Annotated in this window: 19 protein-coding genes; 12 read left to right on the top strand and 7 right to left on the bottom strand. The window is 67.1% G+C overall.

Annotated features, from left to right (window positions below; translation table 11 throughout):
- Window positions 1-40 precede the first annotated feature (40 nt).
- On the bottom strand, window positions 41-1,093 hold the full coding sequence (locus tag HY699_22445) for a cell wall-binding protein (protein ID MBI4518568.1): 1,053 nt from the start codon (window positions 1,091-1,093) through the stop codon (window positions 41-43).
- 63 nt (window positions 1,094-1,156) lie between these two features.
- Window positions 1,157-1,495 carry an EF-hand domain-containing protein gene (locus HY699_22440; GenBank protein MBI4518567.1) on the bottom strand — a complete coding sequence of 113 codons (339 nt, stop codon included), beginning with the start codon at window positions 1,493-1,495 and terminating at the stop codon, window positions 1,157-1,159.
- Window positions 1,496-1,867: 372 nt separating this feature from the next.
- On the opposite strand from HY699_22440, the gene HY699_22435 reads away from it, so the two are divergent.
- Complete coding sequence (locus HY699_22435; protein MBI4518566.1) at window positions 1,868-2,074, top strand: hypothetical protein; 207 nt, start codon at window positions 1,868-1,870, stop codon at window positions 2,072-2,074.
- Here HY699_22435 and HY699_22430 read toward each other — a convergent pair.
- Window positions 2,049-3,269: a CoA transferase gene (locus HY699_22430; protein MBI4518565.1), complete on the bottom strand. Its 1,221-nt coding sequence runs from the start codon at window positions 3,267-3,269 to the stop codon at window positions 2,049-2,051. The genes HY699_22435 and HY699_22430 overlap by 26 nt on opposite strands.
- Before the next feature lie 32 nt (window positions 3,270-3,301).
- Complete coding sequence (locus tag HY699_22425; protein MBI4518564.1) at window positions 3,302-4,513, bottom strand: CoA transferase; 1,212 nt, start codon at window positions 4,511-4,513, stop codon at window positions 3,302-3,304.
- Between the two features lie 416 nt (window positions 4,514-4,929).
- On the opposite strand from HY699_22425, the gene HY699_22420 reads away from it, so the two are divergent.
- The 9 genes from HY699_22420 to HY699_22380 all read left to right on the top strand — a co-directional run bounded on the left by HY699_22420 (window position 4,930) and on the right by HY699_22380 (window position 14,463).
- Window positions 4,930-5,682, top strand: a complete 753-nt coding sequence (locus tag HY699_22420) for an energy transducer TonB (protein MBI4518563.1) — start codon at window positions 4,930-4,932, stop codon at window positions 5,680-5,682.
- Between the two features lie 48 nt (window positions 5,683-5,730).
- On the top strand, window positions 5,731-6,465 hold the full coding sequence (locus HY699_22415; GenBank protein ID MBI4518562.1) for a MotA/TolQ/ExbB proton channel family protein: 735 nt from the start codon (window positions 5,731-5,733) through the stop codon (window positions 6,463-6,465).
- Window positions 6,466-6,487: 22 nt separating this feature from the next.
- Window positions 6,488-7,000, top strand: coding sequence for a biopolymer transporter ExbD (locus HY699_22410; protein MBI4518561.1), 513 nt, complete (start codon window positions 6,488-6,490; stop codon window positions 6,998-7,000).
- 3 nt (window positions 7,001-7,003) lie between these two features.
- Entirely contained in the window at window positions 7,004-7,474 is a 471-nt protein-coding gene (locus HY699_22405) for a biopolymer transporter ExbD (protein ID MBI4518560.1), read from the top strand.
- 11 nt (window positions 7,475-7,485) lie between these two features.
- The gene (locus HY699_22400) at window positions 7,486-7,962 is read left to right on the top strand and encodes a MaoC family dehydratase (GenBank protein MBI4518559.1); all 477 of its coding nucleotides are present in this window, start codon (window positions 7,486-7,488) and stop codon (window positions 7,960-7,962) included.
- Window positions 7,963-8,097: 135 nt separating this feature from the next.
- Window positions 8,098-8,730: a cobalamin B12-binding domain-containing protein gene (locus HY699_22395; protein ID MBI4518558.1), complete on the top strand. Its 633-nt coding sequence runs from the start codon at window positions 8,098-8,100 to the stop codon at window positions 8,728-8,730.
- Entirely contained in the window at window positions 8,720-9,862 is a 1,143-nt protein-coding gene (locus HY699_22390) for a hypothetical protein (GenBank protein MBI4518557.1), read from the top strand. The genes HY699_22395 and HY699_22390 overlap by 11 nt, the downstream gene beginning before the upstream one ends.
- A 627-nt stretch (window positions 9,863-10,489) precedes the next feature.
- Window positions 10,490-10,852, top strand: a complete 363-nt coding sequence (locus tag HY699_22385) for a hypothetical protein (GenBank protein MBI4518556.1) — start codon at window positions 10,490-10,492, stop codon at window positions 10,850-10,852.
- The gene (locus HY699_22380; GenBank protein MBI4518555.1) at window positions 10,852-14,463 is read left to right on the top strand and encodes a hypothetical protein; all 3,612 of its coding nucleotides are present in this window, start codon (window positions 10,852-10,854) and stop codon (window positions 14,461-14,463) included. Before HY699_22385 ends, HY699_22380 begins: the two co-directional genes overlap by 1 nt.
- 27 nt (window positions 14,464-14,490) lie before the next feature.
- On the opposite strand, the gene HY699_22375 is transcribed toward HY699_22380, so the two are convergent.
- Together HY699_22375 and HY699_22370 are read right to left on the bottom strand one after the other, a co-directional pair.
- Entirely contained in the window at window positions 14,491-15,978 is a 1,488-nt protein-coding gene (locus tag HY699_22375; protein MBI4518554.1) for a UDP-N-acetylmuramoyl-L-alanyl-D-glutamate--2,6-diaminopimelate ligase, read from the bottom strand.
- A gap of 46 nt (window positions 15,979-16,024) precedes the next feature.
- Complete coding sequence (locus HY699_22370) at window positions 16,025-16,483, bottom strand: hypothetical protein (GenBank protein MBI4518553.1); 459 nt, start codon at window positions 16,481-16,483, stop codon at window positions 16,025-16,027.
- Between the two features lie 92 nt (window positions 16,484-16,575).
- On the opposite strand from HY699_22370, the gene HY699_22365 reads away from it, so the two are divergent.
- On the top strand, window positions 16,576-17,895 hold the full coding sequence (locus HY699_22365; GenBank protein MBI4518552.1) for a transporter substrate-binding domain-containing protein: 1,320 nt from the start codon (window positions 16,576-16,578) through the stop codon (window positions 17,893-17,895).
- A 65-nt stretch (window positions 17,896-17,960) separates the two neighbouring features.
- On the opposite strand, the gene HY699_22360 is transcribed toward HY699_22365, so the two are convergent.
- Window positions 17,961-20,915, bottom strand: coding sequence for an AAA family ATPase (locus tag HY699_22360; GenBank protein MBI4518551.1), 2,955 nt, complete (start codon window positions 20,913-20,915; stop codon window positions 17,961-17,963).
- A 177-nt stretch (window positions 20,916-21,092) separates the two neighbouring features.
- On the opposite strand from HY699_22360, the gene HY699_22355 reads away from it, so the two are divergent.
- Complete coding sequence (locus HY699_22355) at window positions 21,093-25,757, top strand: hypothetical protein (GenBank protein ID MBI4518550.1); 4,665 nt, start codon at window positions 21,093-21,095, stop codon at window positions 25,755-25,757.
- Window positions 25,758-26,078 lie beyond the last annotated feature (321 nt).

Raw genomic sequence — 26,078 nt, 5'->3', positions numbered from 1 at the left:
TGGCGGAAGAATCGTCGTCGGCGTCGCCCCTCGATCCACGTCACGCCTTTGCCCATGTGATTCCATCATCAGAATTCAAAATGGTGCCCGAAAATCCCACGGCGACAAAAACATTGTTGCCGAACGCGATGCCGCGGAGGTTCTCGCTCGTGCCGGAGGTCCGCTGACTGAACGTCGCTGCGTCTGACGACGTGAGAATCGTTCCATCGGCGCCAATGACGACGAACAGCCCCTCTGCGTAAGATATGGCGTTGAGGTCGCGACTGATCCCCGTCTCGATGGTCGACCACGAGATGGCGTCCGCGGATCGCAGAATCGTGCCCTTGGTCCCCACGACCGTATACACGCCGTTTCCGTAGTGAACGTCCGCGAGCGCTTCAGTTGTACCCGAAGTCGCCGCAGACCAACTCGCGGCATCTGCAGACGTGAGAATGTCGCCATCCGCGCCGACCGCCACGAACATGCTTGCACCGAAGGTAATGCCTCGGAGATCCCCTGTGGTGCCACTCTCTTGCGAGGTCCACCCACTTCCATCGGTTGATGTGTAGATCGAGCCCTTGTCGCCGACCATCACAAAGAGCCCATCGCCGTATGCAACACCAAGGAACGACACGTCGCTGGATACTGTGGTGGCACTCCAAGAAGTGCCGTCGCTCGACACGAGAGACTTGCCACTATTTCCGACAACAACGAACTTGTTGCCGCCGTAGGTGACGCTGAGCAGAGCCACAGTGACGCCACTCGACTGCTGGTTCCACGAGGAACCGCTGCTTGAGGTAATGATCTCCCCGCCATCGCCGACCGCGACAAACACCTTATGACCGAATGCAGCGCTTTGAAGATTTGCGCCGGATGCCCCATTGCTCGTGCCACACCCAATGAGGCATGCCAGGATTGGCAATGGTGGCAGCACTTTCGTTAGAATGTGCAATGCGCCCATGTGTTCCTCCTCCTGATTAGCATCATCGCCCAACCCCGGCAGATGTTCTGGCCGGAGCTGGCGGAGCTTTTGTTGTTGTGCTGGCGTCAGCACGCTCTTGACGCGGATCAGCAGCGTGAGATGTGCCTTCTTGAGCCGTTCCTCGGCGCTCATGACATGGTCGCGAATGCGAGGCCGCTGGGCGACGCTAGAAGGGAGGGTGCCCGAATCGAGGACCTAGGCGGCCCGCCTGGGCAGCTCGTCGAGACCCAGGACGCCGTCGCCGTTCGTATCGAGGTGGTTGAAGTGTTGCTCTGTCATTTTGTCCCGAATGAGGGACTCGAAGGTCTTGAACTCGCTCAAAGACAGCGTCCCGCTCCCGTCGGCGTCCGCCTGCGCAAAGAGGGGGCACGCTCCGACTCCAGCTCCGCAGGGCTCGGCGGACTTTGAGCGAACGCAGATGCGGGTACCAGAAGCATTGTGCCCATCAGCAACCAGCGATCGATCTTCATATCGGATCTCCTTCGTTGTTGGGGCCCCTATTGGCCCATTGCCTCTTAAACGCGCGAGATCCAAAAGTCCGTCGTTGCATCTTTCAGAAACCGCCCTCTGTGCCAATGACAGTGAGACATTTTCCCTTGGGTGAAATAGTGTAGAGGGCAAGGAAGAAGGCAAGGATGGAGTCACGGTACCAGGGAATGGGACCGCAGCAGGGGCTGGTGGACCGAAGAGAGCGATAGCGACCGGAGCGCAGCCAGCTCCTGTGCCGGGGGCGCGACCGAACCCGGAGGTGCCGAGTAAGGCCCGACGTCGGCGGTTCAAGACCTGAAGGCGAGTTTCAACAAACCATCTTCGGCCGCCGTAGTCCGGTGCCGCCTTTTGCCGCCGGCACCTTGATCTTGTTCACCGAAAGACCGGGCGAAGGAGCCGGACATCCGGGAGGAGCGGGTGGACAAGTTCTTCGGCCGCTCGCGCCGCGAGTTGATCGAGCGCTTGGGTGCGGTCGTGCCGGTGGCCGCCGCCCAGCGCACCGGCCATGCCGCGCCCCTGGCGCAGCCGCAGCTGGTGTTGCCCTTGGTGATGAAAGCGATCGCACGCGCGGAATTGGGCGCCGGCTCGAGCGCGCGGGTCAATAGATCACCTGCTCTTCGATGAGCCGGCGGTAACGGTCCTCCGAGACACCGAGCAGCTTCTTGAAGACGAAATCGTTGTCTTGACCGATTTGCGGCCCGGAGCGAACGTCGGCTTCGGTGCGGCTGGTCTTGACGTAGGCGCCGTAGATGGTCTCGCGAAATCCCAACGAATGCTGGACCTCGATGAACGTGCCACGCGCGCGGTAATGCGGGTCCTTGAGTAAATCGCCGACGTTCAGCACCGGCGCCGCCGCGACGCCGTGCCGTTGCAGCAGTTGCGCCAACTCGTAGTCGTTGAAATCCGCAGTCCACGCCGCCAAGTGTTGATGAAGGTCGTCGAGGTGGTGGAGGCGATCGGCGAGCTGGGCGAACTCGGGTGCGCGCGCCCATGCTGGTTCGGCCATGGCTTTCACCAGACCCTGCCATTCCGCTTCAGTGACGACCGCGACGCTGACCCAGCGGTCTGCGCCCGCACAAGGGAAGACGCCGTGAGGGGCCGCCGCTGCCAGCGGATGGCGGTTACCCAGCGGGCCGGCCACGCGGCCGTTGAGCACGTAGTCCATGAACGCCGGTCCAACCATGGGCATGACCGCCTCTTGCTGCGAGTAGTCGATGTGCTGGCCGGTGCCGCAGCGGTCGCGGTACATGAGGGCGGCGAGCACGGCGAAGGCTCCCATGATGCCGTTGTAGGGATCGGAGAAAGCGTTCTCCACCGGCACCGGCGGGCCGCCGGGGTATCCTGTGAGGCTATCTAAGCCGGTGATACTGGTCAGGCTGAGGCCGTAAGTTCTGATGTCCTTGAGCGGGCCGTAGAGGCCGGCCGCCGGCATCGACAACATGACCAGTTCGGGCTTGAGCGCCGTGAGGGTCTCGTAGCCGAGGTTCATGTCCTGCATCGCGCCGGGGCCGAAGTTTTCTACCACCACGTCGCAGGTGGCGATGAACTGGCGCGCCAGTTCTTGCGCCTCGGCCTTCTTGAGATTGAGGCTGATGCTGCCGTTGCCGGCCCAGCAGGCGTGATTCGAGAGACTGCGATCGGGGTCACGCACGCCGCCGCCGAACGGCGGCAGCATGCGGGTGAGGTCGATCCGCGCCCGCGACTCGATCTTGTAGACCTCCGCGCCCAAGAAGCCGAGGGTTTGCCCGACCACCGGGCCGGCCCAGACCCAGCCGAAGTTCGCCACCCGGATGCCTTGGAGGGGAAGTGCCTTGCTCATGACTGTCACCTCGACTGACCGGCCCGCCTTCGTCAGATGATGCCTTCGCTGCGCAACTGCGTCAGCTCAGCGCCGCCGAGGCCGAGTAGCTCACCGTAGACTTCGTCGTTGTGTTGGCCGAGCAATGGTGCGGGATGGCGTGGCCCGCCGGGGCTGGCCGGGAGCTTGAAGGGAGCGCCCAGGTCGCGAACCTTCCCTAGCCGGGGATGCTCCACTTCGACGATGTAGTCACGCGCTTTCAGGTGCGGGTGCTCGGCCGCCTCGGCTACGGTGAACACCGCCGTCACCGGGCAGCCGTTGGCCTGACATTGGTCCATTATTTCCCACTTGCTGTGTTCACTTGTCCACTGCTCGATCAGCGGATACATGGCGTCGGCGTTTTGGGCGCGGACGAACATCTCCTGAAACATCTCCAGCTGCATCCACTCGGGGTTGCCCATCACGCGCGCCAGGCCGTTCCACTGGCCGGGCTCCAAGGCCAGCATCCAGGCATGGCCGTCCTTGCACGGCAAGATGGTGGCCGGCGCCCCCAACGACATCCCGACCCCGGTGCGGCGATCGAACACTCCGTCTTGCGCACAGCCGCCGATGTTCTGGCCGCCGACGAAAAGCGCGGCGATGGCCTCAGCACACGAGACATCAATGAGCTGGCCGCCGCCGGCGCGCCGGCGCCCGTACACTGCCGCCAGCCCCCAGGCCGCGCCGGCGGTGGCGCCGAAGAAGTCGGCGGCGAACGTACCATGTTCGAGCGGCGCCTGGTTCGGCTGCCCGCAGTAGCGGCTGCCCGCCGCAGTAAGGTGAAAGGCGTTGAGGTCGTAGCCGTTCCACTCGCTGTACGGCCCGGTCTGCCCGAAGGGCGTGATCGAAATCATCACCAAGTCGGGATTGATCTGCGCCAGCGCGGCGTAGTCGAGCTGGTGTTCGCGCATGAAGCGCGGCGGGTTGTTCTCGATCAGCACGTCCGCCTGCGCGATTAGCCGTAGCAGCAACTCGCGCCCGTGCTGCGGTCGCACGTCGAGGGTGAGGCCGCGCTTGTTGCGGTTGAGAAAGAAGAACAGCCCGCTCTTCTCCGGGTCGGGCACGTCGTTGGGAAAGGGGCCCCAGTAGCGGGCGCGGTCGCCCGCCGGCGGTTCGACCTTGATGACGTCGGCACCGTAGTCGGCGAACAACTTGGCGCAGTACGGCGCCGACACCAACTGCCCCAGCTCGATCACCTTGATGCCCGTGAGTGCATTGCCGGACATGAACGCCCTCCCCAAATTAAACGCTTGTTAGACCAATCCAAGTCGGCTGGCCGAACCTCGAGCGAGACCATGCCTCTTGGCGTTCGACCGCCCCTCGGTGGTTTCGCTTCATCGCCGCCGGCATGTTAACAGATGTTCGTTTTTCTAGTAATGGGTCGGCCACCGGCGGGGCCGGCTACGCAAAGCGGTGGCGCCAAGGGCTCAGAGTGCCACCGTGGCGCCGCCAAGCGCCAGCGTGTGGCTGGCGATGCCGGAGAAGAGGCGCGGGTGCGAGGTTCGGGGTGGAGTGGGTGGCGGATGAATGGTAGTAATAACTCGGATTAAGGACGGTGTTGCTTGTCGGGCACACCGGAGGATTCGCTAGTGAGGCATACCTCGGCCCCGGCGCGGGCCAGCAGCAACGGGATGAGACGACCATGAGCCAAGCGGCCTCAGTGTTTGGCCATTACGGCGCCGAAGAGCGGGAACCGCGACAATGGTGGACAGCGGTGTTGGCGTCGTCCGTGCTCTACGTCGGGATCGGGCTGCTGTTGGTGGCTGTGGGCGCCGGCACCAAGCAGTTGGTGAAGGAGAAGCCGGTGGACGTGACCTTCGTGGAAAAGGTGGTCAAGCCGGAGCCGCCGCCGCCACCTCCGCCACCGCCCGAGCCCGTGGAAGTGAAGCCGGCCCCGCCGCCGCCACCGGTGGTGCCCAAAGACATGAAGGTGCGCAAGCTCGACAAGCCACCGCCGCCAAAGGAGCTGGTCGCTCCCAAGGAGATGCCGCTAGAGGCGCCGAAGGAAGCCGACCCCAGTCTGGACAAAGGCATCGCGGTGTACGGAGAGGGCGAGGGTGACCCCGCCGGCCTCGAAGGCGGCTACCGCACGGGCGGGCAGAGCGGTCCGGTGGCGCTGCCCGAGGGCGCGGTGGCTCCGGTGCCGTCGAAGTCCAACGCGCAACCGCCGTACCCGAAAGCGGCCAAGCACGCCGGCAAGACCGGCAGCGTGACGCTCAAGATCGTCATCACCGCCGAAGGCCGCGTGGCCTCAGTCGAGGTGATGGAAGGAGAAGAACCGTTCCTTACCGCCGCGGTGGACACGGTCAAGACGTGGCGCTACCAGCCGGCTCGGCACAACGGCCGGGCCATCAGCATCTATCGCATCATCAAGGTCGGTTTCAGACTGTCCTAACCAACCGGCGCCGGCAAAGGCGCCCAGCACGACAAGAGGAATTGAGCTATGCAATTCAGTTTCGCAGAAATGTGGCAACACATGGGACTGCCCGCGCTCATCGTGGCGGGCGTGCTGCTGCTGATGGGTTTGGCATCGCTGACCGTGTTTGTCGAGCGCCTGTTGACGCTGCGGCGCTCGCGCTCGGCTTCGCGCAGCTTCTCGGCCAAGGTTACCGAGGACATGAACGCGGGGCGGTTCGACGCCGTGGTGGCCGCGGCCGACAACTTCAAGCGCGGCCACCTCGCCCGCATCGTGCGCGCCGGCCTGTCCACCTACCGGCACGCCGAGCAGACGGCAGATGTCTCCGGGCTGACGCCGTTCGATCAGACCCAGCGTTACATGGAGCGCTTCATGGAAGAGATCGCCGCCGACCTGCGTCGCGGCCTGGGGGTGCTGGCCTCGGTCGGCTCCACCGCTCCGTTCGTCGGCTTGCTCGGCACCGTCTTGGGAATCATCTCCGCCTTCCAAGGGATCGCCTCCACCGGCTCCGGCGGCCTGTCGTCGGTGTCTGCCGGCATCAGTGAAGCGCTGATCGAGACCGCCCTCGGCCTGACCGTGGCCATCCCGGCGGTGCTTGCCTTCAATTACCTCTCAACCCGGATCGGCCGCGAGGAGTTGCTGCTCAAGAACGCCTGCGGCGAACTGCTCGACACCATCGAGGACCGCGCCGAACGCGAACTGCAGTCGCAGCAAGGCAAACGCGCCGCCGACGGGGCAGAACTCGGGCGGCGCGCTTCTTAGAACAACCGGCGCAGGCGGGAGCATGAAGCCGATACGCGGCAGCGCGCGGGCGGGCGATGTCCAGCCCGACATGAACGTCACCCCGCTGGTCGACATCGTGCTGGTGTTGCTAATCATTTTCATGGTGGTGGCGCCGCGCTTGGACCAGGACCTGCCGGTGGAGCTCCCCGGCATCTTCAACCCCGATCCCGACCTCAAGTCGGCGATTGATCCGATCAAGATCACGGTGGCACAAGCGGGCGAGTACCACATCGACGAAAGCCAGTACGACCTCGAAAGCGCGGTTGGCTACCTAATCACGCTGCACGAAGTCGATCCCGACCGGCGCGTGGTGCTGCGGGCCGACGCCAAGTTGAAGTACGGCGACGTGCGCGACATCTTCGCCCGCTGTCAGCAGATCGGCTTCCCCGGCATCTCGCTGCTGGTGGGAGAAAAACACAAGACGGGGGTGTTGCCGCCGGCAGCTCCTCCCGGCAGCGGGCAGGGCGAAAGCGCGCCGGTGCCGCCGCCACAGCCCGAAGTACAGGGGGGCTGAGCCATGGCCATGAATGTGGGGACGGGCAAGAGAGCCCCCGTCGTGCCGGTGATGAACGTGACCCCGTTAGTCGATGTCGTGCTGGTGCTGTTGATCATCTTCATGGTGGTGACGCCGCTGCTGACCAAGAAATTCTGGGTCCACACGCCCAAGCAGGAAAAGCAAGAAGTGGAGCAGCAGGAGCTGGCCAAGGACCCCGAGCCACCGCTGGTACTGCGCGTGAGCGCGGACAAGACGCTGACGGTCAACGGGACGCTGGTGGCTTTCGAGGAGTTAGCGCCGCGTCTGCGGCGGATGTTCGCGGCGCGTGACGACCACATCATCTTTTTCGATGCCGCCAACGACGCCCCCTACGGCTTTTCCGTCGAGGTGCTAGATCAGATGCGCGCCGGCGGCGCGGTCACCATCGCCGCCCTCACCACCCCGCTGGAATCGCCGCCCACCGCCGCCGGAGCACCGCCGCCGCTGCCGTGAACCGACGGCCCATGACCGGGAGCACGCATATGCCAACCGTCTTCAATACGCCCGCCGACCTGCTAGCAGCCCGCGGCCGACACCTCGGCCACAGCGAGTGGCTTCAGATCACTCAAGAGCGCATCAACCAGTTCGCCGATGCTACCGGCGATCATCAATGGATTCACGTTGACCCCGAACGCGCCAAGAGCGGTCCGTTCGGCGCCTGCATCGCCCACGGCTACCTTACGTTGTCGCTGGTGAACATGCTGCTGCCGCAGATCGTCGAGGTGCGCGGCATCCGCATGGGGGTCAATTACGGCTGCGACAAGGTGCGCTTTCCGGCACCGGTGAGAGTCGGCTCACGCGTTCGCGGCAGCGGCGAGCTGATCGCCGTCGAAGACGTCAAGGGCGGGGTGCAAGCCACCATCCGCGTCACCGTCGAGATTGAGAGCGGCGATAAGCCGGCGTGTGTGGTCGACACGATCAGCCGCTTCTACCCGGCCTGATCACTGCCGGTTAAGTCCTCCGGCTTCAGCGCTTGCCCGCGGCTTTCGCGCTCGGCGTAATACCGCTCAGAACTCCAGCTGCTTGCTTTCGGCGAGACGACGGGGATAGGCAACTTTCGACGCTGAGGACACGAGATGGAAGACGAGCTGAGTGCCGCCGTGGTGGAGTTGAGGCGCGCTGACGCGCTGCGGATCGTTGCGGGTCAACTCGATCGCGGCGCCGACCCCTTGGCGATTCTCGAAGCCTGCCGCCAGGGCATGACGCTCGTCGGCGAGCGCTTTCAAGCCGGCGACTACTTCCTGTCGGAGTTGCTGTTGGCTGCCGAGATCTTCAAGACCGCGGCAACCGTGCTCGAACCGCACCTGACTCAGACCCGCTCCGCCGAGCCGCTCGCCACGGTGGTGGTAGCGACCATGCGCGGCGATATTCATGACCTCGGGAAGAACATCTTCGCCACGCTCCTGCGCGCCCGCGGCTTCAGCGTGCATGACTTAGGCGTGAACGTCATGCCCGCGCTGCTGCTCGAGCGCGTGCGCGCGCTCCAACCCGACTTCGTCGGCTTCTCCACGCTGGTGACCACCGCCTTCCCCAGCATGAAGGAAGCAGCCGAGCTGTTGGTGCAGGCCGGACTCAGAAATCGGCTCAAGCTGCTGGTCGGCGGCGGCGTGACGACCCCGGCAGTGCAAGCTTACGTCGGCGCTGACTTCCAAACCACGGACGCCACAGCGGGGGTACGGTACTGCCTGGGGGGGACTCGTGGCCAATGAATTCATGACACCCGACGAACGCCTGTGGGCGGCGATCCGGCTGGAGCAGCCCGACCGCGTCCCGGTGCTGCCGACGCTGCTGCCGGAACCGGCAGGTGGTCTCGCCGGCTTGTCGCAAGCGCAGATCGCCGGCGACAACCAGGTGGTTGTGGAGGCGGTGTTCAAAGTCTTCGACCAGTACGGCGGTTGGGAGAATCCCTACCCGGCAGCGTACGCGCCCGCCCAGCTACAGGCCGGCGGCGTGTATCCGCTCAAGATGCGCATCCCCGGCAAGGACCTCGCGGATGATCAGCCGTTCCAACTCGACGAGCAGGAAATGCTCCAGCCCGCAGACTACGACAAGATCACCGAGATGGGCTTCGAGCAGTTCTACTACGACGACTTTCTCTGGCGTATCACCGGCCTGGCGCCGGCCGAGGTGCCCGACACGATCAGTCGCCTGGTGGCGGGCTTCGAGCGCTTCGCCGCCGAGTGCAGCAAGCGCGGTACGCGGCCGTTCTTCGCAGGCTACAGCCTGCACCCGTTCTTCGCGCTCTCACTGATGCGGTCGATGGTGCCCTTCACCCAGGACCTCTACTACAACCCCGTGCCGGTGGAGCGGGCCATCAAGCGGATGACGGCCGACCTGATCGCGAAGCAGATCGGTATCATCAAGGCCTCCGGCATAGATCTGTGGCTGTTTACCGAAGAACGCGCCGGCGGCTTCTTCTATCCGCCGGCCATGTGCGAGCGCTTCTGGTGGCCAGCGACGCAAGCGGTGGTGGAGGCGTGCTGGGCTGAAGGCATCGTGACGATCTTCCACCTCGACCAGTGCTGGGACAAGAACCTGGCGCAGTTCAAGCGGCTGCCGCGGGGCTCGGCGGTGCTGGAGTTGGACGGCGTCACCGACATCTTGCGCGCTAAGGAAGTGCTCCGCGGTCACTTGTGCCTGCGCGGCGATGTGCCGGCGGCACTGCTGGCCCTGGGCACGCCGGCGGAGGTTTCCGCCTACTGCAAGCAGCTGATCGACAAGGTCGGCGGCGACGGCGGCTTCATCCTCGGCAGCGGCTGCAGCGTGCCGCCCAACGTCAAGCCGGAGAATTTTCGCGCGTTGATCGAGACGGGCAAGAGCTACGAGTTCTCGAAGAAGTAGCGACCGGGGTCGGCGCGCATCGAAGGATCGCCCGCTGTATATTCCCCGCCCCGAACCAAGCCACCAGCAATGCGGCGAGCGCGCGGGTCACCGTCGACGAGCTGGCCACGCTGGTCAACATCGCGCTCGGTACGCTGCCAACATCAACGTGCGAGCAGGGCGTTCCCGCCGGCGAAGGTGGTCGCGTTGCTCCCGCGCCACCAGCCTCAGATCGCCGTGACGAATTGTTAGCTTGCCGCCGTCAAGATCGACCTGGATTTGCTGGACCGCCTGGGTAACCCGATCTGCGAGAAGTTCGCCGCCCGCAATTCCCAGTAGCTCTTCGCCGACGACCCTGGCACCGACGGCCCGGCAGACTCAGCGTCTAGCCCCCCCGTCGGCCGTTTGCCGTTCGGCAAAGGCTCGGCAGTCGGGGCGCGACTCGTCATTGGCGGCCGGCCGGCGCCGTGTCCACCGCTTGCCACATCAGATGAAAGGGAACGCGCGGATTTGCGTCAGCTTTCGGCTATTCGGTAGCGCAACGTCAAAAACATCATCACTGGGCGGGGCGCTCTTGGTGGCGCACCGTCCCGAGCATCAACTGGTATGCCTCTTGCGATCGGTTCATGCCGGGCAGGAGTAAGCCCGATGACGAACCAGTCTCAGGCGATAGCGGCGGCGGCACTTCAACTTTGCTTGGATGACGAGCATCTGTGCCGCCGCGGACCGATTCCGCTGCGGATCTCCTCGCTGTCGGGTTCCGGTCTGGCAGTCCTGCTGGCGAAGAACCGACCTGCGTTACTTAATCCCTCCGAACTTGCCTTGTGGAGCAACGAGGGACGTCCGCTCCGGCTCACCGCCTGGATTGGTGGGCAATCGATCGCGTTGACGGCCCAGCTCGTGTGGTCGGAGCTGGCGGGAAGCAGCAGTGACGAGGTGGAACTTATCATCGACGCCACTGGCGCGAGCGATTGGCCCGCGGTTGTGGCGGCGTACCGGGGGGCGGCCTGATGGCGTGGGGCCTGCGACTCGCTCGCCGCAAGGCGGAACCCGATCAGCCGGCGACAACGCCTGAGCCCGCGCGGGTGGCCGAACCGGCCGCCTCGGGCGGCGAGCGCCCGGCCCCGACACAGCTGCACGCGGTCGGGACCAACCTGAACAGCCTGCGGCAGAAGCTGCTCGATCTCTACGGCCAGCGTTTGCCGCGCGACGAGTTCGCGCAGCAAGCCGCGCAATTCATAACCCGGGCCATGAACGCGGCCGCCGTCGCGCTCCTGGCATACGAGCAGCGGCGCGATCGCTTGGCGCTGCTGGCCGCCACCGGCTTAAACGACGAGGCCTGCCAGATCCTTGGCGGCGGCGTGGCCGGGCCGGGCTGGGACATTCCGATGCGCGGCCTCACCAACCGCCGCATCAGCGTGATTGAAGCGGCGCACCAGAATCCGTTCGTACCGCGCCCGCTGATCGAAGTTAGTCCGCGCCGGCTCACCATCGCTACCCTGCCGTTCTTCCACGGTTACGCCCGCGCCGGCGTGCTGGTGCTGTTCGCCAACAAGCCGCATGGCTTCAGCGATGCTCAGCTGCAAGCGCTGGGGCAAGCCCTCAAAGTGTGCGCGCTGGCGTTCGTCGAGTTGCCGCATAGCACAGTTGGCAGCGCCGTTCCCAGTGCTCGTGCCGGCAGCGAGGCCGAGGCCCAGCCGGCACCGCTGGCGCTCGCCGATCGCCAACGCGCGGCCGAAGCCGAAGAACTCGCCCGCCTGCGCGCCGCTTTCGACGAGTCACTGTGGCGACACGCCAAGGAGCTGGCCGAAACCCGCCGCGCCGCCACCGAGACGTTGGAGGCCGAGCGCCAGCGCTTTGCTCACGTGGCGGAGACCGTGGCGGCACTCGAAGGCGAGCGCGATCGCTTGGCCAGTCAGTTGGCCGCCACCCGCGGCGAATTGGCTAGCTTCGCCGATGCTCGGACCGCACTCGACAGCCAGCGCACGGAAGCCCGCCGCCTCAACGACGCCCTGACGGCGGCGACTGCCAACGCCGAGCGCACCACGCTTCAGCTCGGCGAGTTGCAGCGTGCTCACCGCGAGCTGGTCGAGCGCTACGACACCGCCCTGCGCCAACACAGCGAGCAGGTGCAGGCCAGTGCCGGCGAACGCGAGCGCGATGCCGCCACCATGGCAAGCTTGCGCGAACGTCTCGGCACGCTCGAGGCCGAGCACACCGCCTTGAGTGCAGCGGCCGGCGAGTTGCGTGCCGCTCACGAGCAGGTGCTTGGCCGGCTCGAAGCGGTGCAAGCCCGCGCCGCCGAGTTGCAGCAGCAGCTGGCCGCAAGCCTGGCAGCGCATCAGGCGTTGCAGGCCCAGCACGCCGAGTTGCGTGAGGCCTACGAGGCCACGCAACTCGGGGCCGCCGCCACCGAACAGGCGGTGACTCGCTTGCAGCAGCAGCTCGACGAACAGCGCCACGTACGCGACGAGCTGAGCCAGGAGTTGGCGCAGGCGCAGGCGGCGGCGGCGGCCTTGCACCAGGCGCTGGCGACGGCGCACGAGGCAGGCGACGCCAGCGCTACCTCCGCCAAGCTGAGCGCAACCCGCTTAGCGCAAGTGGAGAAGAAGCTCGCCCAACTGCGCGCCGAGCACGTGGCCGCGTTGAGCGATGCTGAGCACGAACGCCAGCGGCTCAACGCCGAGTTGCGGGTGTGGAGCGAACGCGAGCCAACGTGGGCGGCGCAGCTCCAGCAACTCTCCGAACGTGCCGAGGCTGCCGAAGCCGAGCGCACCCGCCTCGCCGAGGCGTTGGCGCGGCTGGAGACCGAACAGCTGGCGGCCGCCGAGCACGCCACCGGCCAACTGCAAGCACTAGACGAAACCACCCGGCAACTGCAGGCAGAGCACGCGCAACTGCAGGCGCAACTGGCGGCGGCCGAAGCCGCCCGCGCGGCCGTGCAGGGTGATCGCGAGCAGCTCGAGGCGCTGTGCGCCGCTTTGCGCGCCGAGCAGGACCGTGGCCAGGCCGAGCGCAACGCCGCGGTCAATGCCCGCGATCAGCAAATCGCCGATCTGCACGCACAGCTCGGCGAACTGCGCGCGCGCTACGAGCACGACGCCGGCGAGCGCTCCTCGTACGCCGAGCGCCTGGCGCAGGAACGCGACGCCCTGGCCGCCGCGCGCCGCCAACTGGAGGCGGCCGTGGCCGAGCAGCTGGCGCGTGCCCAGCAACTCGAAAGCGAGTTGGCCACCACGACTGCCCGTCACGCGACGGTGCAAGCAGAGTTCGAGCAGAACCGCACCCATCATGGCCGGGAGGCCGAGCTGCTACGCCGGCAACTGGCAGAAGTGCAGGCCGCGCTCGGTGGCTTGCAGCGCGAGCGTGACGAGACCACCGCCGCCTACGCCGCCGCCAGCGAGAGCGCAGAGGCAATGCAGCGCGACGTTGAGCAGCTGCGCGCTGAGCTGGCTGCCGCAGCTGAGTCGTTGGCGGAGCAACGTGCTCATGCCGAGGTCACCGCGGCTACGTGGCGCAGCGAACTCACGACGGCACAAGCCGAGCACGACGCCGCGCAACAGCGCCTAGCCAAGCGTGAGGCCGAATTGGCTGCCCTGCAGGCGCAGATCGCGGAGCTGGCCACGAGTGCCGATCAAGAACGCGCCGACCGCCGCGCCGAACTGGAGCAGCTCGCCGGCGAGTGGGAAAACGAACGCGCCGCCCTCCACGCCCGCGCCGGCGAATTGGAAGCCGAGCTCGAACGTACCCGCAAAGAACACCTCGCCCTGGCCGAGGCCTTGGCCGTGGATGAGAGCCAGCCGGCACTCGAAATCGAACGCTGCGTCATCCCGGGATTGGACGATCTCGGAGAACCGGCACTCGACGACACCCTCGTGGCCGAAGCTGAGCCAGTTCTGGAGGAAGAACCCGCTCCGGCTACCATCGCCGTCGTTGACGGCGAACTCGGCTGCGCGATGGTTGCCACACTTGCCGCGGCCGGCTGGAATGCGGTCGGCTGCGAGCCCACCGAGGCGGCCGTGACCGCGCTCGCCGGCAAGCGGCTGGGCGCAGTGGCGGTCAACGTCATGTCCGGCAGTAACGGCTGGCAACTGGTGCGCGCCCTGCGCGCGCACGCCGACACCGAAGGCGTGCCGCTGTTGCTGTACGCCAGGGCCAGCGAGAAGGCCGGATTCTGCTTTGGGCCGTCGGACTGCGTGCTGTGGCCCAACGAGCCCCAGCGCCTGCTCGATGCGCTGGCACGCCTGGCGCCGCGTGCCAAGCGGGTGCTGGCGATGAGCGCCGACATCGATGTCGTGGCCGGCGTGCGCGAGCAGCTGACCGGCGCGGGGTTGTCCGCAGCGGTGACGTTGGACGGCAAACAGGCGCTCGACTTGCTCCCGAGCGTGCGGCCCGACGCGATCGTGTTGCACCTTTCGCCCAACAGCGTGGACGTCTTTCGCACCATCGCCGGCTTGCGCAGCAACGGCAGCGCCGCCCTGCCGGTGGTACTGATCATGGATCGCGAGCCCAGCAACCGCGACGGCAACTTCCTCACCGGCGGCAGCCGCACGCTGGCCAACAAGGCCACCTTCAACCCGACCGCCGTGGCCGAAGGCTTGGCGCGGGTAGTGCCGCAGTAGCGCCGGCAGCACCCCGTTCTCAGTCTTTCAGCGATGCCGCGCGATCGCGGCGCGCGCCACCTCGCGGTCATCGAACTCAATGCGCCGGTCGGCGAACAGCTGATAGGTTTCGTGGCCCTTGCCGGCGATCAGCACCAGGTCGCCGGGCTGAGCGAGGGTAATCGCTAAGTCGATGGCGGCGGCGCGATCCGGTTCGACGCGGTAGCTCGTGGCGCTACCGGCAAGACCGTGCGTGATCTCGGCGATGATCGCCGCCGGCTCCTCCGAGCGGGGGTTGTCGGAGGTCACGATCACCAGGTCGCTCAGCCGTGCCGCGATCCGGCCCATCAGCGGCCGCTTCCCGCGGTCGCGATCGCCGCCGCAGCCGAAGACGGTGATCAGCCGCTTGGGCTTGAGCGTGCGCGCACTGGCGAGCAGACGTTCGAGCGCGTCGGGCTTGTGGGCGTAGTCCACCGCCACGCCGAAATCCTGCCCGCAGTCGACCAATTCGAAACGCCCCGGCACCGGCGGCGCTTGCGCCAGACCGGCGCGAATCTGCGCCAGCGGGATGCCCATGGCCACGCCCGTCCCAATCGCGGCCAGCGCGTTGTACACGCTGTACTCGCCCAAGTGACGCAAGCTAACCTCAAGTGAACCGCAGGGGGTGTCGGCGCTGAAGCTGACGCCGTCAAGCGCCATCGCCAGCCCGCGCGCGCGTACGTCGGCGGCCGACTCGATGCCGTAGGTCAGCAGCCTACCGCGGTTGACCGCGATGATGTGGGCGCTCGCCAGGTCGTCGGTGTTGACCACCGCGGTGGCAGCTTTGCCGCCGCTGGCGAGCTCTTCGAACAGCCGGCCCTTGGCGCGCAGATAGTGGTGCATGTCGGGGTGGAAGTTAAGGTGGTCCTGGCTCAGGTTGGTAAACACCGCCACGTCGAAGGCGATGCCGGCCACTCGCCGCAGCGCCAGCGCGTGAGAGGACACTTCCATTACCGCCGCCGTGGCGCCGCGGTCGACGGCCAGGCGCAACAGCCGCTGCAGCTCCGGGGCTTCCGGCGTGGTCTGGGCCGCCGCCCAGACCTGGCTACCGATGCGGTACTCCACCGTACCCAGCCGCGCACAGAGCTGCCCGGCGGCGGACAGCACCGCGTCGATGAAATACGTGGTTGAGGTTTTCCCGCACGTGCCCGTTACCCCGACCATCCGCAGCGATGACGACGGGTTGCCGAAGAAACGGCAACTCATCGCGGCGATCGCCGCCCAGCAGTCGGCCACGCGCACCACGGTGACGCCGTGAATCGGCGCCTGCTCTCTTTCGACCACCAGCGCGCGCGCGCCGCGGGCCAGCGCCATCGGGATGAAGTCGTGCCGATCAGCGCGGGTCTCGCCGCCCTCGGTGCGATAGCCGGGCAAACAGACGAAGACGTCCCCCTGCTCTACCGCGCGCGAGTCAGCGGTGAGCTGTCGCACTTCGACGGCAAGCGGCCCAGCGTGCGCCAGCACGCCGGCATCAAGGATCAGCTCGGCGAGTTGCATGGCGGCGCGGCCTGAACGCAGGCGGTGCGCAAAACAGCACGCTCGCCTACGAGCGCCGCAGCTGGGTGGCGACTGCGGGCACCGCCTTCAAGATCATGTCGAGTCGCGCGCTGTCGTTGCCGACGATTTCCGCCAGCGCCTGTTCATAGGCCGCCAGCGCGGCCTCGAGCTCGGCGGCCTTCTCGGGAATGATCTGCTCGCGCTCATCCAGGCAGGCGTTGATGCCCTCGGCCAGCTGCTCGACCTTCTTTTCGCCCTCCTCGCCGAGTTTGGCCGTGAGCCGTTCGGTCCACAGCGTGTGGAAGGCGTAGGTGGCCGGCACGCGCCGCCGCAAGCCGGCGCTGAGCATGTAGAGCTGCTCGGCCAACGCCGCCGCCGACGGGAGCTTGCGCCGCGTCACCAGCGCGTTGAGATGCACCAATTTATCGCGCAAGCGCTGCAAGCCCATTTCATCGGCCAGCAGGGTAATTGCCTTGGTGAACTCCGCCGCGGTCAATTCCGCCATGACATCACGTCTTGCCTTTCTCGGCTGCGTCTCTTGCCTGCCGCGCTCAGAGCTGTCAACTCTCCCCCAAGAAAGCCAAGCGGGAGGGCAGTGTGCGCGAGCGGGTCGATTGCGGGCTGGGTAAACATTGGAAAGCGTTGGTGGTGGCGCTGGCGCTGGTGGCGGGCGGGCGCGCGGCGCTCGGTCAAGATCTCGGCGCCCTGCGCCGGACGGGCGTCCTGCGGGTCGGTACCGCCGGCGACTATGCTCCTTTCAGCCTAGCCAAAGGCGACACCATTACCGGCTTCGACGCCGAGGTGGCCACCCGCATCGCGCGTGATCTCGGCGTGCGCGTGCAGTGGGTGCGCTTCCGCTGGCCTGATTTGGCGGACGACCTCAGTGCCGGCAAGTTCGACCTCGTCGCCAGCGGCGTGACCGTGCGCCCGGAGCGGGCACTGCTCGGCCGCTACACGCGCCCGTATGCAGTGGCCGGCGCGGTGGCGTTAGTCCGGCGCGAGGACAGCGAGCGTTTGGCCGACCGTGCCGCCCTCAATCGGCCGGGGGTACATATCGCCGTCAATCGTGGCGGTCATCTCGAGCGGCTCGCGCACCGCTTGTTTCCCAATGCCACAATTGAGCCGGTCACCGACAACAGCGAGCTGCCGGACCGGGTGTTGGGTGCGCGCGTGCACGCCGCCCTCACCGACACCATCGAGGCGCGCGGTTGGCTGCGTCCGGAGCTGAGTCTGATCGGGCCGTTCAGCCGCGACCGCAAGGCGTTGCTGGTGCGGCGCGCCGCACCCGAGCTGGCGCACTGGCTCGACACCTGGCTGCGCGAACGCGAGCGCGACGGCTGGCTCGGGCAGTTGCGCCGCCAATGGCTCGGCGACAGCATGTTCTTCGCCGCCGGTGCCGACCGCGAAGCGGTTCTACAAGACATTGACCTGCGCTGCCGGCTGATGCCGCTGGTGGCCGCCACCAAGATCGCACAGGGCCTGCCGATCGAGGATCGCGGGCAGGAGGCCCGCGTGCTCGAACGCGCCAAGGCCACCGCCCGCCAGGTCGGGATCGAGCCCGAGCAAGTGGTGCGGCTGTTTGCCTCGTTGGTTCGGGCTGCGAAGATCATTCAGGCCACCAGCGGCACCGATCCGCGGGCGTTGGCACCCCCACTGGAGCAACTGCGTGATGCCATTGCCGGCATTGACGAGCACCTTGTGCACCAGCTGCGGGCCGCTGCACGCACGGTTAAGCCGATGGAGTGGCACGCCGGTGTGCGCGAAGGCGTCGAGGCCGATGGTTTGACCGCCGCGTTGAAGGCCGACATCGCCGACGCGCTGGCGAAGTCGCGAACCCTCGCCGGTTCTCCGAAGCCAGCGAAGAAGCAGGCACCCCCAGCGGTTGATGCCCCCGGGCCGGAACCGCAGCTTCGCTAGCCCTTCTCGAAGTTCGTCTCGGCGCCGGCGGTCAGGCGGGGAGTACTGCTGCGATCGGAGGCGGTCTACTGGAGGGCAGTCGATCGCCGCGAGCGGCGGGCCGGCCATTTGTTGGCAGCGCGGCGAACTGGTGAAACAGCCCCCACGGCTTGTTGAGCGAGCAGCCCGGCCGACTCCCGGAGATCGCGTGTCTCGAACCCCTCGGTGAAGCGAGACCGGCACTGCTTCAGCAGCCGCAGTGCGCCGGCGCGTTGTTTGTCTGCGGCCGGCAGGGAACATAGTACAAGCAGGGCGCGCAGCTCCAGCGCCGCAGCGCCGCAGCGGCGGCAGAGCACTACCGCTTGGTTCAGACGGTGACGGGCGGTTTCTACGTCGCTGCTCCAGCCATGCACGATCGCGTCGATCAGAAAGATGTCGATCTGCGAGAACGCCGGCCCATGGCGGGCAAGATCCTCTTGTGCCAGATCGATCGCCCGGCCGGCGGTTTCTCCTCGGCCCGCCAGCAGCAAGGCACTCGCCAGAAGCACGCACAGGTCGGCGCTGACCGGCGCCAATCGCTGGTACCTCTCGAAAGCCTCGATTGCCCGCCGGGCGCCCGTGTCCGCCTCTCCCAGCCCCGCGAGCGCCAGCCCCCAGAACATGGCGCTCTCCAGTTCGATCGCCTCCAGATCGTAGCGCCCGGCGATGGCCTGCGCCGCTTCCGCGTGCTCGCGTGCCAGCCGAAATTCCGCGCGCAACGCGCGAAGCCAGGACAGCAGCAGCTCGCCCAGCGCGGCGGAGTAGGGATGGCCGACCGTGTGTCCCCAGCGACGCGCGTCTTCCCCCGCTTGGAGGGCGCGGTCGGGGTAGCCGGAGTGCCACAGGACTAGGCCGAGGTTACCAAGACAGCATACCTTCGGATCGTGCCCGCAGTAGCGCAGCCCGATCGCTCCCGCCTCGGGCGTGTAGAGCGCGATCGCCGCTTCCAGGTGGCGGCGCCCACCGGCCAGGTCGCCGCGCCGCCAGCGCACGCATCCGAGAACGTGATGGGCCTCCACTAGCAGCGACGGATCACGCCTTCGCTCGGCGAGTCGCATCATCCGGCGCGCCAACTGCTCGCCGGTCTGCAAATCGCCGGCAGTGACGGCGTAGCTGTGCAAGCCGTCAAGGACCTGAAACAGCTCGGGCGCCTGCCGCAACCGGCGACACAGCGCCAGGCTGCGATCGAAGGTGTCGCGCACAGCCGGTGCGGCAAACCCCTTGGTGTCGATCAGCGCCGTACTGCCGGTCGAGCGCAGGGCCAGCTCCAAGCTGTCTCGCTGCCGGGAAGCGGGCAGATGCTTGAGCAGGTCGAGGCCGCGCTCGACGTGTGCGATGGCTTCCGGATAGGCGCAGCGAGCGATAGCGGTTGCCGCCGCCGCCTTGCGATGCCCGGCCGCACGGGCGTACAGCCCGGCCGCCTCGTAGTGCCCGGCGAGCCGCGCGGCGACGGGGCCGGCGTTGCCGCTGTACCCGCGATCGAGGGCCTCGGCGATGCGCCGGTGCAGAGCGCCGCGCCGTGCGGCATCGACGCGCCGAGCGAAGGCATCGCGATAGACGGCGTGAGCAAACGCGAACTCTGCCGCTTTTGTCCCATCGGGCCACTCGTCTTCACCCGCGGCGCTCAGCATCCGCCCGGCGGCAACCACCCCGTTGCACACTGCGCGAACGTGCTCGGGGCTAGTCTTGAGCGCCGCCCCCACGGTGTGGGTGTCAAAGCGAAGACCGACGAGACCGGCCACCTCGAGCACGCGCACGTCGGCCGGATGCAGCGCCTCCACCTGAGCCCGCAGTGTGGCCGCAAGCGTCTCCGGCACGAGGTCTGCCACCGGCCGCTGCCCCGGGGCGAGCCGCCAGCGTCCCTGCGGGCGGATGAGAGCGCCGTCGGCAACGAGGCGGTCGAGCGTGTTGACCGCGTACAGCGGATTGCCCTCGGTCTGGCGCCACACGGCGCTGGCGAGCTCTTTCGACTGCGCGAGATCGGGAAAGCGCTCGCAAACGTACTGGCCGATCTCGGCGGGCGCGAGCCCTAACAGGGCGATCTCGTCGGCGCTGCCGCGAAGTCGTAGCTCGGCGACAGTTGACGCCACCGAAGCCGTCGCCACGGCCGTATCCTCGGAGCGGTAGGTGCCTACCACCAGCAACCGCGCCGGCTCGGTGCGCCGGGCGAGCGCGGTGAGCAGCTCCAGCGTCGGGCGGTCACTCCAGTGCAAGTCCTCGATCAGCAGCATGAGCGGCTCGTGCGCGGCGATGGCTTCGAGACCGCCGACCAGACCGCGGAGCAGGTGCTGCTGGCCTGTGCCCCACAGCTCGCGTGCCAGGGTCAGTCGCTCATGATCGCTGATCAGCCCCGGCAGATACGTAAGCCATGCGGGGGTGGTGCGGCGGAGCAGGGCGACGAGATGACCGCCGTCCTCGCTACACAGAGCGCGGATCGCCTCCAAGAGGGGCCCGTAGGCTTCGTCGCCGCCCGCTTGCTCGACGCACTGGCCGCGGGCCACAGTCACACCGCGCAGGTGAACTTGGCGGAAGCGTTGCAAGAGGGCCGTCTTGCCGATGCCGGCTTCCCCGGTGACGAACACAAACTGGCGGCGGCCGTGGAGAGCGCGCCTCAGGGCGCTGCCCAGGCGCTCAAGCTCAGCCGTTCGGCCGACGAAGGCGTCGCCCGCCGCCTGTGCCCTTGCCTCGTCGCGCGCGGTCTCGCCGACGAAGCGATAACCGACACGGCCGACCGTCTCGATGAAGCGTGGCGCGCCGGCGTCGTCGGCGAGCGCCCGGCGGATCTCGCGCACGCAGACCTTGAGCGCGGCGTCGGCGACATGCACGCCGGGCCAGAGCGCCGACAGCAGCTCCGCCTTGGATAGTACGTGGCCGGCGCTGCGCACCAGATACGCAAGCACCGTGAAACTCTTCGCGCGCAACGGGATCTGGCTGCTACCGCGCCACAGCGTCCGCGTCTCGCCATCGAGGCGGTAGGGCGGGATGTGGATCACGCCGCGCATACGCTCAGCGGCCGAGGGCGAGCGCCGGCGCCGTTCTCGGTGCCGCCCCGTGCACCCGGCCAGTCGAAGTAGACATGGCTTCCATCGACGGTCCTTATTCCTCACTTCAGCAGATTTTACCGTTATCTTACCGGCACGCGATTGTGAAATCCAAGCGTTTAGAGGGATAGAGCCGGCATGCGGTCGGCTGAAGTACGAAGACCGCTCGCAGCCGGCGCGAGGCTGTGGATCGCGTTCGCCGCCGTCCTTGCTGCCAGCGGTGAGGTGTGCGCCCAGGACACCGTGTGGCGACTCGTCGGCGCGCAAGTCTACCCGTTCACCCCGCCGACGCCGGCGCCGGGCCGGCCAACGGTCGAGTACGAGCCGGGGCGCAACCAGATGACGACTGCCCTCGTGCCGCCCCCGCCCACGCCGATCGTCTGTCGCGTGCGCTTCAGCTGGAACGATCCCCCCGTGGAGGTCCCTCTCGGCGCGCCGTTCGAGATGCGGTTGCGCTCGCAGGTGCTGGCCGGCGGTCCGTGTAACACGTTGATTGCTCTCAGCATCTACTCGCTCGACAGCGGTGGCGACATCCATAGTGCCTGCAGGAACGGCTTCGGCGTGATCCCAAATTCTGGCCTTTATCCTCCCGGCCAATTCGGCTCCGACGGGATGTTGAATGGAAACGTATTCACCGGGCTAACAGGCAACAAGTGGTACCTTACCATATGCCACGGGGGCTTTGGCTTCAGCCGCGCCGTAGTGACTTTCGAGTTCGACCGCGTACCCGCAGGCGCCACGCCGACGGCGGTGCGCACGCCCACCGCCCTACCAACGCCCACGGTCCCCACCCCGACTGTCAACCCCGCCATCCACTGCCCCTCCACCGACCTCGACGGCCAAGTTCTAGAAGACGGCGAGGCCCGCTATGCGCTTGCCCTGCCGGAGGGCGCCGAGGTCACTATCACCTCGAACGTCTGCGGCTTCCTCTTCTGCGACACGCCGAACTTCATCGAGCTGCGGCTCGGCGGCGGGCTGCGCTGCGCGGGGCCATCGCCGCTCACCTGCTCCGATCTCGACGCGGGGACCTATGAGGTGCGGATCATCAACCTGCTGCAGCCCGACGGCGTGTTCGAGTTGAGCCTCGACTGCGGCGGGGCAGTGCCTACCCAAACCTCCACCCGGACCCGGACCCGTACGTCGACGCTAACTCCAACGCGAACGCCGACGCGGTCCCCCACGCTCACCTCGACCCGCACGCCGACTTACACCCCCACCCGTACGCCGACGCAAACTCCAACGCGAACGCCGACGTCGACCCCCACGCGAACTCCGACGCACACGCCGACGCCGACGCTGACGCTGACACCGACATCGACGCCGACCCGCACGCCGACCCGCACGCCGACGTTCACGCCGACCGCGACGCCGACGCAGACGCCCACGCACACCCCGACGCCGATCCTGTGCGGCAACGGCACCGTCGACGCGCCGGAGGAAGAGTGCGACGACGGCGACGACAACAGCGACACCGAAGCCAACGCCTGCCGCACCGACTGCACCAAGCCGCGCTGCGGCGACGACGTCATCGACGACGATCCCGAGTTCGGCGAGAGCTGCGACGACGGCAACACCGAGGGCGGCGACGGTTGCCCCGCCGATTGCCGGCTCCAGATCCGCCTGGAGCCGCTGCTCATCATCGGAGGCGGCCTGTGCGGCGACCGCCCGGTCGACCTCGAGCTGACCGACGCCGATACCGGTATGCCGATCACCACCGCCCCGGACGTCCGCTGGGAGCGCGTGATCGACGTTGACGAGGACACGCTGCTCGGGCAGGCGCTGAAGGTCGCCATCGACGAGCTGCGCACCAAGACGACACCGCCGTTGCCGGAGATCAGACCGGCGGCGTTCAGCGTCGTCGACGGCACCCTGGTCTTCGCCGCCGGCGCTGAGGGGATCGGCATCAACCTCCTGCAGGCGGTGCGCAACGTCGGCGGCGTCGACGTACGCTCGAACTACGCCCTAGTCATCTCCGGCATCCGCCTGCTAGGGGCCAAGTCGCTCTCGATCAAATCCGGCTCGCTCGCCAACCGCTTCGTCGCCGACCCGATCGCCGCCGCCCTCGACAAGATGACCCCGCGCGACCTGCCCGATCCGCCCATGATCCTGCTCGCCGACGGCCCCGCCTGCACCAGCTCGATCGAGGATCGCTTCTTCCGCGAGGGGACGGTGGAGATCGAGAGCCTCAAGTTCGAGATCCTGGGGGGAATGCTCGGCCACTTCGATCTGGTTGCGGTGGTGCAGAAGGTCATCTCCGCCATCCCCAAGTCGGGTAATCCATACGTCTTGCTCGGCCGCATGCTCGCCGGCCCGGCTTTCGATTTCGCCCTGCGGGCGTTCATGGACTTCGAGGTTACCTCCAAGGCGGCCACGGGGTCGGAGAAAGCTGACGGCGCCCCGCCGGTGACCATGGACAACGTCATCCAGGTCAAGGACGAGTTCAGCCTCACCGTGCCTATCTACAAGGGAACGGTCACCGCCCTGCGGCCCGGGCTCTCGGCGGTGACGGCGACGTTGGATCTGGAGGAATACTGCCTCGGGAAGGCCAGCGACAGCATGATTGTGTGGGTGACGCCTGAGCTTCAGCGCGTCGACATTCGTGTTGAGGACGGTACGGTCGAGAGCCCGATCCAGCTCAAGCTCGGCGGCAGGCGCGAGCTGCACACGGTGGCGATGTTCAACGCCTTCCGCGAAGGCACCGAGCCGGTCGAGATCACCTTTGAGCCGGTGAGCGCTGCGGCGGAGGAAATCAAGGAGCAGCTGGACAGCCTGCTGCCGGGGCTGGGCGAGCTGTCGGAGGATCTCTCGATCGGCCTGGTCGACTCCAGTTGCTGTCCGCTGGGCGCCACGCTCACCGACGGCGTGTTCACCGGCGGCAACTACTTCGTCCGCTTCGCCGCCGACGTGAACCCGACCAAGCCGTCGATCACCATCCGCGAGTGGCAGTTCCAGCTCTACACCCCCAATCTTCCCCGCATCACCTCGTGGTCGATCCCGCCGCCGAACATCGTGGCGGAGGTCGATCCGACCTACGGCACTGTCACCGGTACCAGTCGCGGCACGGGCTTCGTGCGTGCCCAGGTGTGCTGGCCGCTCTTCACCACCCTCGGCAGCCTCGACGTCGATCTCAATCAAGTGCAGGTGGGGCCCTGCGTGGTGCGCTTCCAGGGGCGGACGTTCTACGACACCGACGGCGACGGCATCCGCGACCTCGGCGAGCGCGCCCTCAACGGCTGGGACGTCATCATGGCCGATCGCGCCGGCCGCGAGATTGCCCGGCAGACGACGCGGCCGATCAGCGGCCTCGACGGCCGCTACGACTTCGGCTTCGTCGAGCTGGAGCCGGCGTGGGAAGACCTCGTCCTGCGCGCACCACCGCGCGCCGGCTGGACCGCCACGGGAACGACCGTGCACAGGCACGACGTGCTCCGGCTGATCAACGAGGACGGCTGCCCACCGCAGCGCATCCATGATTTCGGCAACGTCTGCCGGCCGACCATCGACGGCGTGGCCTTCCAGGATCTCGACGGCGATAGCGAACGCGACAGCGACGAGCCCGGGCTCAGCGGCTGGACGATTCAGCTCGGCTACACCCAGGACGATTGCGACCTCGACACCACCGGCTGCTTCAAGCTTCTCACCGAGACCATCACCGACGAAGACGGGCACTACGACTTCGGACCGCGCACGCTGGATCCCGACTGGCACCGTCTCGTGCTGCGAGAGGCCGTGCCCAGCGGTTGGCGGGCCTGGACGCGGCGCACGGTCGCGCACTCGGTCGACGACCTGCTCTTCAGCGTGGACTGTCCCGACCGGGCCGGTGCCGACTTTGCCAACGCCTGCGAGGCGGCGATCAGCGGCGTCAAGTTCGAGGACCTCGACGGCGACGGCTTCCAGGACCCCGGCGAGCTGGGGCTAGACCTGTGGACGATCGAGGTGCTGGACAACGAGGGCACGGTGCGCGACGTGGCGTTCACGGTCACCAGGCTGGGTCAGCGCGGCCGTTACGACCTGCGCGCGCCGGTGTTCCCGCATCTCACGCCGTATCACGTCCGGGAAGTGCAAAAACCTGGGTTCGAGCCCACCTTCCCCGACGACGGCGAGACCGATCTCGAAGCGATCGAGGTTTGCCCGTCGGGCCCGCACGAGGTGAACTTCGGCAACCGGCGCACGGGACCGAGCCCGACCGCCAGCGTCACTCCCAGCTTCTCGCCAACGCCGACGGTTTCGCCGACCCCGACGCGGACGATCACGGTTACGCGCGTCCCGGATCCGCCGCCGACGGCGACACCCACGCCCACACCGCTCCTTCCGGCCATCACCAGCATCTCGCCCGACTTCACGCAGCAGGGCGTGCATGACCTGGAGATCACCATCAAAGGCATTCGCTTCCAGCCCGGCGTGGCAGTGAGCTTCTCGCCGGCGGCGGGCATCCACGTGATTCCGCCCCGGCCGCCGGACTACGGCTACGACGGCCCGACGCAGATCCGCGCGAGGATCGACGTCGACTACGCCGCCCCGCTCGGCCCGCGCCAGACATTCGTCACCAACCCCGACGGCCTCGCCGGCGGTGTGCCGCCGTTCAACCGCTTCTTCATCGCCACCTCCGATCCCGGCCGCTGCGCCGGCGACTGCGACGGTGACGGTGTGGTCGAGCAGCCCGAGCTAGACAGCGGCGTCGCGATTCCCTTCGACCCCTTCCTCATGCCCGACTGCCCGCAGTTCGACCGCGACCGCAACGGCCGCATGAGCGCTGCGGAGCTGATTGCGGCTGTGGGGCATCACGTCAACGGGTGTGAGTAGGGGACAGCTGTCGGCACCTGGTTTGTATCCGTGTCCCAATACCGGTGAGCTGTACAGCCCGTTGAACGAATAGAGGTTGCCGCCCTTCGAGGGGTGTGCGACAAATCTGTGGGTAACGTACAGCCGACCGGGCAAATCCTCACCAGTCTGGCAGTACTGTGTACTGTCAGGCCGAGGCCCATGGCCGAAACGGACGCAATTTGTCATCTTCCAGGCGCGGCGCCACTTCTTCAGCTGCTTCTCCCGCACGATTGCGGTCTCTGCGCAGCCCTGCGCTTCGTAGTAGACCAGCTTGTCAACGCCGTACTTGGCCGAAAAACC

It is taken from the genome of Deltaproteobacteria bacterium (assembly GCA_016210005.1).
Lineage (GTDB): Bacteria > Desulfobacterota > Binatia > HRBIN30 > JACQVA1 > JACQVA1.
Note: the sequence above shows the minus strand (reverse complement) of the source record. Positions and strands in the feature narration are given on the sequence as shown.

Excerpts from the sequence above, each read along its gene's own strand:
- HY699_22445 (MBI4518568.1), bottom strand. The coding sequence starts at position 1,093 with ATGAGCGCCGAGGAACGGCTCAAGAAGGCACATCTCACGCTGCTGATC.
- HY699_22430 (MBI4518565.1), bottom strand. The coding sequence starts at position 3,269 with ATGAGCAAGGCACTTCCCCTCCAAGGCATCCGGGTGGCGAACTTCGGC.
- HY699_22425 (MBI4518564.1), bottom strand. The coding sequence starts at position 4,513 with ATGTCCGGCAATGCACTCACGGGCATCAAGGTGATCGAGCTGGGGCAG.
- HY699_22420 (MBI4518563.1), top strand. The coding sequence starts at position 4,930 with ATGAGCCAAGCGGCCTCAGTGTTTGGCCATTACGGCGCCGAAGAGCGG.
- HY699_22415 (MBI4518562.1), top strand. The coding sequence starts at position 5,731 with ATGCAATTCAGTTTCGCAGAAATGTGGCAACACATGGGACTGCCCGCG.
- HY699_22410 (MBI4518561.1), top strand. The coding sequence starts at position 6,488 with ATGAAGCCGATACGCGGCAGCGCGCGGGCGGGCGATGTCCAGCCCGAC.
- HY699_22405 (MBI4518560.1), top strand. The coding sequence starts at position 7,004 with ATGGCCATGAATGTGGGGACGGGCAAGAGAGCCCCCGTCGTGCCGGTG.
- HY699_22400 (MBI4518559.1), top strand. The coding sequence starts at position 7,486 with ATGACCGGGAGCACGCATATGCCAACCGTCTTCAATACGCCCGCCGAC.
- HY699_22395 (MBI4518558.1), top strand. The coding sequence starts at position 8,098 with ATGGAAGACGAGCTGAGTGCCGCCGTGGTGGAGTTGAGGCGCGCTGAC.
- HY699_22385 (MBI4518556.1), top strand. The coding sequence starts at position 10,490 with ATGACGAACCAGTCTCAGGCGATAGCGGCGGCGGCACTTCAACTTTGC.
- HY699_22380 (MBI4518555.1), top strand. The coding sequence starts at position 10,852 with ATGGCGTGGGGCCTGCGACTCGCTCGCCGCAAGGCGGAACCCGATCAG.
- HY699_22375 (MBI4518554.1), bottom strand. The coding sequence starts at position 15,978 with ATGCAACTCGCCGAGCTGATCCTTGATGCCGGCGTGCTGGCGCACGCT.
- HY699_22370 (MBI4518553.1), bottom strand. The coding sequence starts at position 16,483 with ATGGCGGAATTGACCGCGGCGGAGTTCACCAAGGCAATTACCCTGCTG.
- HY699_22360 (MBI4518551.1), bottom strand. The coding sequence starts at position 20,915 with ATGCGCGGCGTGATCCACATCCCGCCCTACCGCCTCGATGGCGAGACG.
- HY699_22355 (MBI4518550.1), top strand. The coding sequence starts at position 21,093 with ATGCGGTCGGCTGAAGTACGAAGACCGCTCGCAGCCGGCGCGAGGCTG.